This is a genomic window from Calothrix sp. CBUCES-K 9914, from assembly GCF_059640475.1.
On sequence record NZ_JBXXZH010000247.1, the window covers coordinates 1 to 13,315 of the forward strand.

12 protein-coding genes are annotated in these 13,315 nt (G+C 38.2%); 6 read left to right on the forward strand and 6 right to left on the reverse strand.

The window, feature by feature from the left end; genetic code table 11:
• Positions 1-135: 135 nt before the first annotated feature.
• The gene (locus AC2JBO_RS35745) at positions 136-768 is read left to right on the forward strand and encodes a hypothetical protein (RefSeq protein ID WP_496958387.1); all 633 of its coding nucleotides are present in this window, start codon (positions 136-138) and stop codon (positions 766-768) included.
• 99 nt (positions 769-867) lie between these two features.
• Here the strand turns inward: AC2JBO_RS35745 and AC2JBO_RS35750 are convergent, their stop codons facing one another.
• Positions 868-1,707, reverse strand: coding sequence for a hypothetical protein (locus AC2JBO_RS35750; protein ID WP_496958388.1), 840 nt, complete (start codon positions 1,705-1,707; stop codon positions 868-870).
• 120 nt (positions 1,708-1,827) lie between these two features.
• Between AC2JBO_RS35750 and AC2JBO_RS35755 the strand changes: the two genes are divergently transcribed.
• A complete protein-coding gene (locus AC2JBO_RS35755; protein WP_496958389.1) occupies positions 1,828-2,025 on the forward strand; it encodes a DDE transposase family protein in 198 nt (65 codons plus the stop codon).
• Positions 2,026-2,085: 60 nt separating this feature from the next.
• On the opposite strand, the gene ctpC is transcribed toward AC2JBO_RS35755, so the two are convergent.
• Both ctpC and ispG read right to left on the reverse strand, forming a co-directional pair.
• Entirely contained in the window at positions 2,086-3,372 is a 1,287-nt protein-coding gene (gene ctpC / locus AC2JBO_RS35760; protein WP_496958390.1) for a carboxyl-terminal processing protease CtpC, read from the reverse strand.
• A 305-nt stretch (positions 3,373-3,677) separates the two neighbouring features.
• Positions 3,678-4,904: a (E)-4-hydroxy-3-methylbut-2-enyl-diphosphate synthase gene (gene ispG, locus AC2JBO_RS35765; RefSeq protein ID WP_496958391.1), complete on the reverse strand. Its 1,227-nt coding sequence runs from the start codon at positions 4,902-4,904 to the stop codon at positions 3,678-3,680.
• 410 nt (positions 4,905-5,314) lie between these two features.
• Between ispG and AC2JBO_RS35770 the strand changes: the two genes are divergently transcribed.
• Positions 5,315-6,190, forward strand: a complete 876-nt coding sequence (locus AC2JBO_RS35770) for a lipid kinase (protein WP_496958392.1) — start codon at positions 5,315-5,317, stop codon at positions 6,188-6,190.
• Between the two features lie 1,052 nt (positions 6,191-7,242).
• Here AC2JBO_RS35770 and AC2JBO_RS35775 read toward each other — a convergent pair.
• On the reverse strand, positions 7,243-7,827 hold the full coding sequence (locus tag AC2JBO_RS35775; protein ID WP_496958393.1) for an LURP-one-related family protein: 585 nt from the start codon (positions 7,825-7,827) through the stop codon (positions 7,243-7,245).
• A 1,058-nt stretch (positions 7,828-8,885) separates the two neighbouring features.
• On the opposite strand from AC2JBO_RS35775, the gene AC2JBO_RS35780 reads away from it, so the two are divergent.
• The 3 genes from AC2JBO_RS35780 (at position 8,886) to AC2JBO_RS35790 (ending at position 10,217) form a co-directional block, all read left to right on the forward strand.
• On the forward strand, positions 8,886-9,275 hold the full coding sequence (locus AC2JBO_RS35780) for a response regulator (RefSeq protein ID WP_496958394.1): 390 nt from the start codon (positions 8,886-8,888) through the stop codon (positions 9,273-9,275).
• Between the two features lie 61 nt (positions 9,276-9,336).
• Complete coding sequence (locus tag AC2JBO_RS35785; protein ID WP_496958395.1) at positions 9,337-9,540, forward strand: hypothetical protein; 204 nt, start codon at positions 9,337-9,339, stop codon at positions 9,538-9,540.
• A gap of 11 nt (positions 9,541-9,551) precedes the next feature.
• The gene (locus tag AC2JBO_RS35790) at positions 9,552-10,217 is read left to right on the forward strand and encodes a class I SAM-dependent methyltransferase (protein WP_496958396.1); all 666 of its coding nucleotides are present in this window, start codon (positions 9,552-9,554) and stop codon (positions 10,215-10,217) included.
• Between the two features lie 167 nt (positions 10,218-10,384).
• Here the strand turns inward: AC2JBO_RS35790 and AC2JBO_RS35795 are convergent, their stop codons facing one another.
• Both AC2JBO_RS35795 and AC2JBO_RS35800 read right to left on the reverse strand, forming a co-directional pair.
• Positions 10,385-11,050: an SDR family oxidoreductase gene (locus tag AC2JBO_RS35795; protein ID WP_496958397.1), complete on the reverse strand. Its 666-nt coding sequence runs from the start codon at positions 11,048-11,050 to the stop codon at positions 10,385-10,387.
• Positions 11,051-11,054: 4 nt separating this feature from the next.
• A complete protein-coding gene (locus tag AC2JBO_RS35800) occupies positions 11,055-12,830 on the reverse strand; it encodes an ABC transporter ATP-binding protein (protein WP_496958398.1) in 1,776 nt (591 codons plus the stop codon).
• Positions 12,831-13,315 lie beyond the last annotated feature (485 nt).

The following is a 13,315-nucleotide window of genomic DNA, read 5'->3' on the forward strand; positions in this document are numbered from 1 at the left end:
TATCTACCGTTTTAAAGAGTTATTAAGCGAATTTTCGGGTTTATATAGTAATTACTACTGAGTCCTTGATGCAACAAGTCGAGGGCTTTATTTTTGTCAAAAAACTATTTTGGAAAATATTTGGAGAATATATTTATGTGGCAACGGCTTTCTGTACTATTAGTTCTAAGTTCTGTAGCGCTTTTCGGAAGTCCCTTAACAGCTAAAGCAGAAACCCCAACCAATAAAGTATCAACTAAAGCAGCAGATTTAATTGGTCAACCTTCACAACCTGTAGCTTCAACAAATAATGCAACTCAAAATCAACAAGTTGCACAAACAACTGCACAAGTAATTGACCCAGGTCGTTCAACGCGCGGGGTATCAAGTTATATTGGTGTAGCTGGTAATATTGGTTTAGGTGGAGACTCCGCATTAGGTGATACTAACTTTACTGTAATAAGCAAAATTGGATTAACAAATACACTTTCAGCACGACCCTCTGTAGTTATTGGTGATGACCCTGTTATTTTAGTACCATTAACTTATGACCTTAATCCACGCACAGCAGATGCGTTTGAAGACACTTTTGCCATAGCCCCATTCGTTGGGGCTGGTGTAGCAATCGAAACAAGTGATGATGCAGATGTTGGACTGTTACTAACAGGTGGTGTTGACGTACCTTTGAGTACAAATTTCACCGCAAATGCAACTGTGAATGCAGCTTTTTTAAGTGAAACTGATGTTGGTTTAGTACTTGGTGTTGGTTACAACTTTAATGGTTTGTAAAATTTAATCCCCCCAACCCCCCTTAATAAGGGGGGCTTTAAATTTCTCTCTTGTTCCCCCCTTATTAAGGGGGGCTAGGGGGGATAAAAACGTATACAATTAATATATCTTTCTACCTTTATATCTATTTGCAGGAATCCATACCCATCCATATAAAGGAATAAAAATTAGTACTAAACTCGCGAATACTATAGATATTATAATTCCACTTTGTTTAGTGCCTAATCGATTTGATTCGTCTAAAATTTGTTTCCTTTGCTGTCCTACCACTTTTAATTTATCTAATAAGTCTTTTTGTGTACCTACTGGGTTTTGAGGCATCTCAACTTTTGATAAATCATCCGGTGGTGGGTCTTCATATCCAATCACATATTTTGCAAAACCCAATAGACCTTTCGACTTTTTTGCAGGAAAACTTTTTAACGCTTCAGTATGTATTTGATTATATTTAACATTAACTTGACCTAACTGCTGCTCAACTATTTCGCGTTCCCTGCCAATACCTACGCTCTGTTGGACACCCATACCTATCCATGCTGTACATGCTACACATACGGCGCCTAATCCAAAACGTATACGCTGTATTTTTTTATCTTGTTGGACAATTCGCCCTAACATGATATTTACTTTGGCTTTTAAAACTTCCTGCGTTAAGTTATAGTAACTCGCAGTACATTCTATCCAATCCTCAAGAAGTTGTATGTATGGTTCATGCAACTCAGATGCATCGCTAAACTGTGCCATTAACTTAGCTGAATGATAATCCGAAGCGTACTGTTTCAGATTTTGCAGCATACTAGCAGTCGGTGTTTGTATGTTGGCTAAACCAGAGTTATCGAGGCGCCATTTATGATTCACCGACTGTTCCCATAGATTTCTATCAACTAACTCAATGGCTTTAAGTACTTTATCTGGACTACTATCGTAGATTGATGCCATAAGCGCACAAACAAGATAAGCTTAAATTATCATTAATTTATTATCTCGCGTTCGCATATAAAAATATTATTAATCAACTATATTTTTATATAAATACACAATTTTAATTCTGTATTAGATATGAACAATCCTTCAGATACACAAAGCTGGTATATAGTCAAGCGTACAGTAGGTAATTGTGAAATACTAAATTCACAAGGCGCCAACGTTGAAGAGAATAGTGAAATAGTTGAAAAGTGGGGGCCGTTTGATTCACAAGCGGATGCTATTGCTCGTCGGGTTGGATTAATTCGCGCGGGTAAATGTCAACCTCAATAATATAAAGATACCCGATTTCTTTAAGAAGTAGGGTATCTTTAAGCATATTTGTAGGGAATGTTACTTTCCAGAAGCGTTTGTCGTGCTTTTAGCGGCGATTTTTTGACCTAACACTTCTACAGCTTTAGCAAATTGTGGGTCTTGGAGGGTGCCAAGTTTATCGCGTTCGCGTAACCATAAGTCTTGCTCTTGTTTCGTCGTTAACTCGACCTTGATGTCAGGGTCGATACCGTGCTTGTTTATGTCTCTATTGTTGGGAGTATAATATTTAGCAATAGTCACCGCTATACCCGAACCATCATCCAAAGGACGTACCGACTGCACCAACCCTTTACCAAAGGTTTGTGAACCAACTAAAACTGCACGCTTATTATCTTGTAAGGCGCCGGAAAGAATTTCACTAGCACTCGCAGAACCTTTATTAACTAATATCACTAAAGGTTTGTTAGTTAATGCTTTGCCGTTAGCAATTTCGCGCTCTTGCTCTCCTTGACGGTCTTTTGTTGATACTATAGTACCATTATTCAACCACATACGAGCGATTTCAACGCTTGAAAAAAGTAAACCACCTGGGTTGCCACGTAAATCAAGAATATAGCCTGGAACTTGTTTTTTCTCTAAATCACGAATAGCGGCTTGCATTTCTTTACCAGCATTAGCACTAAACTGATTTAAACGAATATAGCCAATATTACCAATCGGTGTTTTTTGCTGTGAGTACTTGACGGGGTGAATTTCGATTTTCGCGCGAGGAATTTCAAATTCTTTGCGCTGACCGCTTCGCGAAATTGTTAATTTAACTTTTGTACCAGCTTCACCTCGAATTAAGGATACTGCTTGATTAGTATCCATTCCTTCTGTGCTTTTGCCGTTGATGTTAGTAATAATATCCTTCGCCAAAACCCCAGCTTTAAATGCCGGTGTATCTTCAATTGGTGCAATGACAGTAAGTTTTTTGGTTTTTTCATCAAGACCAATTTGAATCCCAATACCCGTAAGCTCTCCAGAAGTATCCACCTGCAAATTCTTAAACTCTTCGGGATCCATAAACCGGGTGTATGGGTCATCAAGCTTCTTGAGCATTTCCCGAATAGATTTGTAAGCTTCTTGCTTATTACTATAAGACTTGTTCAAATATTGCTTACGAGTTGCCTGCCAGTCAACCTGGTTAAAAGTGCCGTCTACGTATTGGCGATTAATAATTTGCCATACTTCGTCCACTAACTCTTTTGGGCTTTCTTTAAACAGTGCTTGTCCTCGTGAGTGAATACCAAGTCCAGCATATGCGACTGTGGTCAACATTACTGCCGTAGCACCCAAAACAAGTCCACTTTTATTAATTACCATAATGACAGCTGCTTGGAATAGCGAAAATTTCATAAGTCGGTATGCTCAATCTAACACACGCAATTGCTGTACTGACAAAGCATATCTCGTTATTTCTCAAAATTGTCGCCTAAATCCGGTGATTTGTGTGGCAGATAATACAAACTTTACAAATCAGCTGGTAGGGTGCGTGACGCTAAGAACAATTTTCAACCTTGTTACAAAACTTGTAGCGTCACGCACCAAATTTTATTGTGATTTGAGTCTGGTGCGTGACGCTACTAGATTATCGCTTTGTTCCGAGATTTTTAGTAGCGTCACACACCCTACGGTTCTACCCAGCGTCCATCCGTTTTGATTAAGTTGATTAATTCTTCGACACCTTTGTCTTCGGGGACTTTTTTGATTTCTTCGCGACCACGATATAGCGAGATGTAACCGGGTGTTTTTCCTACATATCCATAGTCCGCATCTGCCATTTCTCCAGGCCCGTTAACAATGCACCCCATTACCGCAATATCTAATCCTGTTAGGTGTTTTGTTGCTTCCCTGACTTTATGTAATACCTCCTCAAGGTTAAATAATGTGCGTCCACAGGAAGGACATGCTACATATTCCACCATTGTTTTACGTAAACCTAGTGCTTGCAGGATGCTGTAGCATACAGGTATTTCGTTTTCCGGCGCCTCGGTTAAGCTGACACGAATTGTATCACCAATTCCATCTGTCAGCAGTGCGGCAATTCCAGCTGTTGATTTGATACGTCCGTACTCTCCGTCTCCTGCTTCGGTGACACCTAAGTGCAATGGATAGTCCATACCAAAATCGTCCATACGCTTTGCCATGAGACGATATGCAGCAACCATTACAGGAACGCGCGAAGCTTTCATCGAGATGACGATATTACGGAAATCGAGCGATTCACAAATGCGGATGAATTCCAGTGCTGATTCTACCATTCCTTCGGGGGTGTCACCATAGGTAAATAGCATTCTTTCAGCTAAGGAACCGTGGTTAACACCAATTCGCAGCGCTTTGTTTTGGTCGCGAAGTGATATTACTAACGGTTCGAGGGTTTCACGAATTTTTTCGCCGATTTCATCAAACTCAGCAGGTGAAAACTCTGTACGGTTTGTGTTGGGCTTTTCAAATACGTATAAACCCGGATTTATCCGTACTTTTTCTATATGCTTTGCGACTTCTAAAGCAATTTTCATACCGTTGTGATGTACATCGGCGACAATGGGTACATCTTTATAGGTTTGCTTTAGTTTTTGCTTAATTTCCGCCAACGCTTTGGCATGTGCCATACTCGGTACTGTGACGCGAACGATTTCGCAACCTATCGAATGTAGGCGCCGAATGCCATTGACAGAACCTTCAATATCGAGAGTATCCTCGTTAATCATTGACTGTACTACGACGGGATAGCCTCCACCGATAGTAATGTCACCCACTTTCACAGGACGAGTTTTACGTCTTTTGATTGTGGTGTCAAAAGTTGGCTGGGTTGATACTGTGTTGTTTTTAGTTAGCGTGGGCAGTGTTTGCATAACATGAATCGGTAAATGTCTTGTAGCGAAAATATCAAGTTTTAAAACGTTCTGCTTCCCAGATTGCCATAGAAGGAGCATTTTTGGTTGACGATTTTAGACAAAATACAGTCAGAAGCGCAAGAAAATTATGATATCCCCAATATGCTCTCATTCATCGAGCTATCATAATCATCCCTAGGACTGACGCTAAATTTTTCTATGTGTTCCATTTATATGTAGAAAACTAGTTTCTATGTTTTTGTTATTACAAGTACTTAAGTTCGCATACTACAAGATAAAATATGTGAGCATATTATTTTATTTTATGATCTGAATCTGGTAAAAATTAATTTATAGTCGAGTTAAACAAACCAAAAGGTTTATTTGAGTTTATGATTATAAACCCCTATTTACTAAAACGGTAAATTATGAATCAGCGCGCGCTGCTCTTAGTAAACCATCACTCACGGCAAGGAAGCATGAGTCTACCGGAAGTGATAAGCTACCTAGAGAAATTAGGTTTTGACTTAATCGAGGAGTCATGTACACAACCGCATCATATGGCAGAAATTATTCATCAGTATAAACATAAAGTTGATTTGGTGATAATTGGTGGGGGTGATGGTACTCTCAACGCTGCTTTAGAAGGTTTGGTAGAAACCCAGTTAAGGTTAGGTATTTTACCATTGGGAACTGCAAATGATTTAGCTCGAACTTTGGGTATTCCCAATTCGTTACCAGAAGCGTGTAAAGTGATAGCAGCAGGTAATACTCGTCGAATTGATTTAGGATTGGTTAACGATAAGCATTTTTTTAACGTTGCGAGTTTAGGATTAAGCGTCAAAATTACTCAAAATCTTACAAAGCAAGCAAAACGTCGCTGGGGAGTCTTTGCTTATGCTGTTGCTGCAATCAAAGTTATTGTCAAATCTCGACCGTTTACCGCCGAAATTCGTGCTAACAATAAATCATACAAAGGTAAAACTGTTCAAATAGCGGTTGGTAACGGTCGTTACTACGGGGGTGGAATGGCAGTAGCTCCTGATGCAACAATTGATGACCAGAGACTTGATATGTATAGTTTAGAAATTAAGCGTTGGTGGGAAATTATTTTTATATTACCTGCAATGCGTACCGGACATCATGTCAACGGGCGCCAAGTTCGGGCAATAACAGCGCAGGATATCGAAGTTATTACTCGTAAACCGCGTCCAATTAATACCGATGGTGAAATTACTACTTATACTCCCGCGCGTTTCCGGGTTATTCCCAAAGCGCTCGAAGTATTCGTACCTAAGTTGTAATTAGAAAATTCGTCGTAGTAAGGACTTAAGTCCTTACTAATGAAATATTCCTTTTGGCAGTTGTCATAACTTCATCAAATCTTTTATATTAAAGTTCAGGGCTAAATTAAGCGTTCACATACGCTCGCTTCTACTTACATCTGCCTTAATATTTTTTAGATCATTTCAAGTTTTACACTATAGCATCTTCCTGAGAAAAAACCCTCAGCCTTCTAAGACTGAGAGTTTGTTGAATTAGGGTGCATCTAATTTATGGTTCCATTGTAACCTTTGGTGCATCCGGAAAGTTTTACGATTTATTGAAGCGTTGTGGCTACATTATATACGCATAAAAATACAGGGTTGTATTCCAAAGTCTTTACAGGACTAGAAAGTAGCTCAAGTAGTAATAATTTGTACGTATAATACACAACTTACTGTTTTTACTAACTGACAGCCATAGAAATCAAGTGTGCATTAGTACCTTAGACATAACAAAAAACCCCAAACAACAAGTGTTCGGGGTAGATGGTTTAATCAGGGTGCATTTAATATCCTTTATCCAGCTATGCTTTGGGTGTATCAGGATAAAATAAAAAACCTCAACCCAAAATGGTGGTTGAGGTTGTGGAAGCTTAATTAGGGTGCATCTACCACTCCTTTATGCGGCTTAATCTTGGTGTATCAGGATAAACTCAAAATAAAAAACCTCAATCGTCAAACGATTGAGGTATTTACAAAACAGGGTGCATCTACTAAATATATATCCATTGCCAGCGTGTACGCATCAGGATAAAATCTATATAGATTTTGTCCGCTGGTTTGTGTCAAGTCTTATATATCTGCGGTCAGAAGCAAAATAATTGTAGAACGGGCATCCTCACAAGTACACAAGGACGGGCAGGGATGCCCGTTCCAAAAGAGTTTTATGAAGTTAATTTGTACCTTTACTTGGTTAAAAAATTTTAGAATAAACATAAAGAAATAGGACATATGAACAAAAAATTAAGCGCGCGCACGTAATCTGTTGTAATATGTCCGTATCAATCATAAATACTAGGTATGTTTATATATTAACCGCGATTTTTTTCGAGTAGCAGCATCATTATTAAACTGAGTAGTACTTGTGTTTGCTCTTTTTCACTGAGTTGATCTACTGCTTTGATGGTAAATCTTCGTGAAAGGAATGAAGGGATTTTTTCTAGTCGCATCACAACTGTTCCGTCGGAGCGTATTACATAGTAAGCAGGATTAAAAACGAATCCACTCAATATTCCCACAATTGGGATTTCTTGAAATAGTGCATCGGCGACTTTTACCCAAGGATTTTTTTCCTGGATGGTAAATGCTGTTGTATCTCCGTCGTATATATCATAGCGCGCCCGCCATAATGATTTGAGTCCTTGCCGTTTGACTGCACCAATATAGGCGCCACTGTCGTTGGTAAAATCATAGCGCGCGGAAAAATCTATAATCCGGTCGGCTTTGATGTAATATAAAGGACGGGTTCTCTCGGCATCTGCAAAGATTGTAATTGCCTCTTTGAGTTTAAACAGTTTCTGCTTGACGTAAAAAACTAAACCGTTCTGAGCATCAACAACAGAAATTTGAGGAGCTACAGCCCAAAATTTGAATGTCAGTTCAAGAGGATAATGCATAAATACAGTATGAATGTCAAGTACGCTATCGTGTTTGTCTATATGATTCCCATGCAAGATGAATAAGTAACATCGTAGTGCCCAACTCCACTTTCCCTGATTTCCGTAACTTTGAACTTATGCGATGCTGAAACTAGATGTTGGGTAACTTAGTTGCTCTCAGTAAGGGTACAGATAAAAGGTCGCTTTCTTCGTCGCGCGCGTGTAAAGTGGAAATTATATCAGTCTTTTTGAGCCGCATTCCAAGCGCGAATAACTGACCGTTGGTCAGCCTTTGTTAGTTTGGTCTGGGTAAAATATGAAGTAATTTAACCACAAAGACACAAAGTACACAAAGAAATAAACAGTTTCTCAAAATAATCTACCATTAAAAGTCACACTTGAACTGGCGCCGCTCTTTCCTCTTTGTTTTGCGAGGATTCAATTAAGTTACCAAAAACCCTAATCTTCTCTTTAGCCTTTTCTTTGCTAACTTTGCGCCTTTGCGGTTCGTTAATTAAACCACAAAGACACAAAGTACACAAAGGAAGAAAGAAATAACCGTAAAAGGAATTAATTATGTTGCGTATTTTGAATGTGTGTAAATTACCTGCAACTGCAAATTCAACAGCTAAACCTCCTGTATTATTAGGTCTTTACAGAAATTAAAGGAGTTTGAATTAGTTGGTGGTTTATCGAGTAATAGTATAACAGAGGATATGAATACAGCGATGCGGCTTCATACAGCGGGATGGCAATCGGTGTATGCGCGAAGAATTTAACCGTAAACTCTTGAATGCACAGAAAATAGGCACCTGATTAATTCAATTGTACTCACAACAGAGACGTTACATGTAACGTCTCTACAATCGCCGGACTCAAACTAGAATATTTTTATTTTGTCAACTATCTAAAGATATGTTTCATGAATTCATTCTTTCTAAAAACAGAGTTTATAGCTATGCACAAAATTGTACTATTGCAAATCTAAAAAAAATGTTAAGATAGACAAGGAATAAGGTGTAATGTATTGAAAAAGCAGATTACAACCATTTGAAATTCTTCTAGATAATATAGAAATGAGTAAATTAACTCTGTTAGCAGTAGATGACAATATAGATAGTCTAGAGTTACTGAAAGTTATTTTTAATGACTCCAGTAAGTTTAGAGTGTTAACGGCAACATCCGCGAGCGAAGCTTGGAAAATTGTTGTACAGGACGAACCGGATATTTTAATTAGCGATATTGTCATGCCAGTTGAAGATGGTTTTTCGCTAATTAGAAGAGTTAGAAATCATCTTAATGACAAAATAAATCAGATGTTTGCCATAGCAATAACTGCTTTAGATGAGATGAATTTTGCTGAACTAGCAAAGGGTCATGGATATGATAAACTAATTTTTAAACCATTTGACTTTCATTGCTTAATCGACAATATTACTACAATTGCTCTAGGCTCTAAATTTTAAGTCACAAATTTTCAACTAATTAATTATATATTTTATTATCTTATGTGAAATTATTATATATATGTTAGAATTAACCAATAAACAAGAAAAGTCATTATTTAAGACTATTTGCAATGACTGTGTATTTCACATTTTGATTGAAGGCGCCATCGAATGTATCAATCCAGATAAAGTTGATGTAAATTGTTCGGCAGTAACTTTTTGTAATTGTTTTCAACCAATGCACGAGGTAGAAAGTCCTTGTGTTGCATATGGTCAAGATTAGGAGATTTAACAATGGAGCGAATACTTGAGCCGGAAGTGATGGACAGCTTGTCTGAGGCTATAGAATATGATGCAATGGATTTTGTCGATGTTAATACAGCATTCGCCGAACGTGCAATTCAGTTAGGCGCCGATACTGGTTTAATTTTAGATTTAGGAACAGGAACCGCGCGCATCCCTATTTTAATATGCCAACGGCGCCCAAATGTAAAAATCATTGGGATTGACCTTGCTGCCAATATGCTGTCCATAGGCGAGAAAAATATAGAGCAAGCAGGTTTGAGGCAGCAAATTTCTTTAGAATTAGTCGATTGTAAGCATTTACCATATATAAATGGGCAGTTTGATATGGTTATCTCAAACAGCTTAGTTCATCATTTACCTGACCCGATAGCTTTTTTTCTAGAAATTAAGCGAGTCTTAAAACCAAACGGAGCAATTTTCATTCGTGATTTAATTCGACCTCTAAATGATTCAATTTTGAATTATTTTGTTGAAAAGATTTGTAGTGGTTACAATGAACACCAAACAGACCTAGTTCGAGATTCTTTACATGCCGCTTTTACAATTGAAGAAATAACACAAATGGTAGAAACTTCTGGAATAGAAGGTGTGAAAATTTACCAATCATCAGAAATACATTGGACAGTGGAAAGAAAAATGATTTCTCGCTCCTAACTCTTATTGTGGGGTTAGATGTTTAAAAAAATCTCGTTACCAAAACTGTTACAAAGACTGTCACCCCCTAAAGTTAACCTTACTATATTAAATAGTTAAGCTCCTCACACCACACCGAAAGCCGCGAGACACTGTTCTCGCGGCTTTTTCATGCCAAAAAATTTTGACTACCAAGGTAATATTTCACCATTACTATGCCAGAAGGTGCCTGTGTTATTTAAAGTCAACTCATCAATACGTTGCAAAAGTCCTTTAACTGATTGAGATGGAGTGATACCATTTGGGGTGAAACCAGTCATGCGGGTTTGTACAAGTCCCGGATGAAGAATAGCAACAGCGATACCTTTTGGTTTGAGGTCGTGGGATAAAGATTTTCCTGCCATCGAAACAGCTACCTTTGACATTCGATACCCATAGGAACCTCCCGAAGTGTTATCTTCGATGGAACCCATGCGACTTGTCATGATAATTACTTTTGAACCGTTGCTTAAGTTTGGAAGCAAAGCGTGTGTAATTCTGAGAGTTCCTAACGCATTCGTTTCAAACTGGCGCCGAATGCTATCAAAGTCCAAATTTTCAAGGCTCACGCTTTCGATAATACCAGCGTTATTAATCAAAACATCCAGATGCACATTTTTGAGTTTATCAACTAAATCAGCCACTGATGCATCTGAAGTGATATCTATATTAGATACAACTTGCACACCTAATTTGTCCAACTCATCACAGGAAGAACGACAAACTGCAATTACAGTATCTCCTCGTTCTTTCAACTGACGACAAAACTCTAATCCTATTCCTCGATTGGCGCCCGTGATTAAATAAGTTACCATAAATTTACCTTACTCCTGATTGTACTCGCCATAAACCTGTATAAATTCCATTTTTTTCTAATAGTTGCTCGTGTTTACCTGCTTCGACTAATTGTCCATATTCCATGACATATATGCAATCGGCATTACGGATGGTAGAAAGACGATGGGCAATTGCTATTGTAGTTCTATTTACTGTAATTTTTTCTAAGGAACGTTGGATTGCGGCTTCGGTTTCATTGTCTACAGCGGATGTTGCTTCGTCTAAAATTAATATTGGTGGGTTTTTTAATACTGCTCTGGCAATGGCTATTCGTTGTCTTTGTCCACCTGATAGTTTTTGACCTCTTTCGCCTACTATTGTTTCATACTGAAGGGGAAGTTGTGTGATAAAATCATGTGCTTCGGCTATTTTGGCAGCATTGATTATTTCTTCGTCTCTGGCGCCAAAGCTTCCGTAAGCTATATTTTCTGCAACTGTGCCATGAAATAAAAATACATCTTGGCTAACTAAACCGATGCTGCGACGTAAATCGTGTAAGTCTAAGTTTTGAATATTAATACCGTCTATTGTAATTGTACCAGAAGTGACATCATAGAATCTGAGCAAGAGTTTAACTAAGGTGCTTTTCCCGGAACCTGTGGAACCGACGATGGCAATAGTTTTTCCGGCGCCGATATGTAAGGATAGATTTTTGATTATTGGTTGATGTTCTGTTTGATAACTAAAACTGATATTGTTAAACTCAATCTCCCCGCGCGCTTTCTCAACGTCCAAATGTATATCACCTGTATTAATTTGAATTGGTGTATCGAGTAAATCCATAACTCGATTTACAGAAGCCATCGCGCGCTGATATTCGTCAAATATTTCACCTAATGATACAAGTGGCCATAATAAACGCTGTACTAAAACAAGTAAAACGCTATAATTACCTATAGATATTCTCCCAGAATACGCTGCCATTCCTCCCATGAATAGTAAAGCTGTAAATCCAGCTAATACTAACATTCTAATTAAAGGAACAAATGCCGCAGATAGTTTAATGGCTTTATTATTACTTTTTCTATATGCTTCACTCTCATTTCTTAATCGAGCGTTTTCATATTCTTCAGCGGTAAAGCTTTTAATTGTTGTAATACCACTAATATTATTTGCCAACCGCGAGTTAAGCAAACTAACCTTTTCTCTGACATCAGCATAAACTGGTTCCAGGCGCCTTTGATAAGATAGCGAACCCCACAATATAAACGGCATCGGTAACATCGCCGCAATGGTAATGCTTAGAGGTAAGATAAAAAATGCGCCACCTATCAAAATTATCATTGATGTCGTAATTTGGATGATTTTATTGGCGCCTCCATTCAAAAACCTTTCTAGTTGGTTAATATCATCATTGAGTATTGACAGTAATGCTCCAGTACTATTATCTTCAAAGTAAGCTAATTCTAATTGTTGTAGATGACTATAAGCTTCTAGGCGTATACTATGCTGAATATTTTGGGCTAAATGGCGCCAAAGTCGATCATAAGCATATTCAAACGCTGATTCGAGAACCCAAATTAATACAGTGATTACAGAAAGCAGTATAAATTGCGAGGGTACATCTCTGACACCCAAATTCGCAATAGTCGAATCTTGCTGTTTGACTAGTATATCTACAGCAACACCAACTAACCAAGGTGGCGCCAGGTCAAAGATACAGTTGAGAATAGAACAGGTCGATGCGGTGTATATTTGGGGACGATATGCGCGCGCATAGCTGATGAGACGTTGTAGGGGGTGCGTTTTTGATGCCATTAGCGTATTCTACATACAGGGAGCTATTGAAACTATAGCCAAACAAAGCACCAAAAATTGTAATATTTTTCTAGGCACCAAGTCTATCCCAAAACGGCAATCTTGTATATTGTATTAGTGCGGGTTTAAAACCCTTACTATACAGGAAAATTTGCAATTGCTGCAATGGTTTGCTTATTACTATTACTGCTTATGTTTGGAACGGGCACGTGGTAGGTGCCCATTCCACTCATATAATGGATATTTTTGATTTGCAAGTCTCTAGTTGGTTGTAATTGCAGCAAATATGCTAGTACTGCTCAACAGCAACAATCCACGTATCAGTACCTTTGTTTGTCTGTGGCTGTCAGGACGATATAATTGTAGACCCAAGACAAATTCAAGCATGGCAAGATTTTTTTACACAAAATGCTACTCAAGAATTAACCCTCTTTTGTCACTCTCGTGGTAGTATAATCAGTGACACACTTTAAAAGCATTGCCAG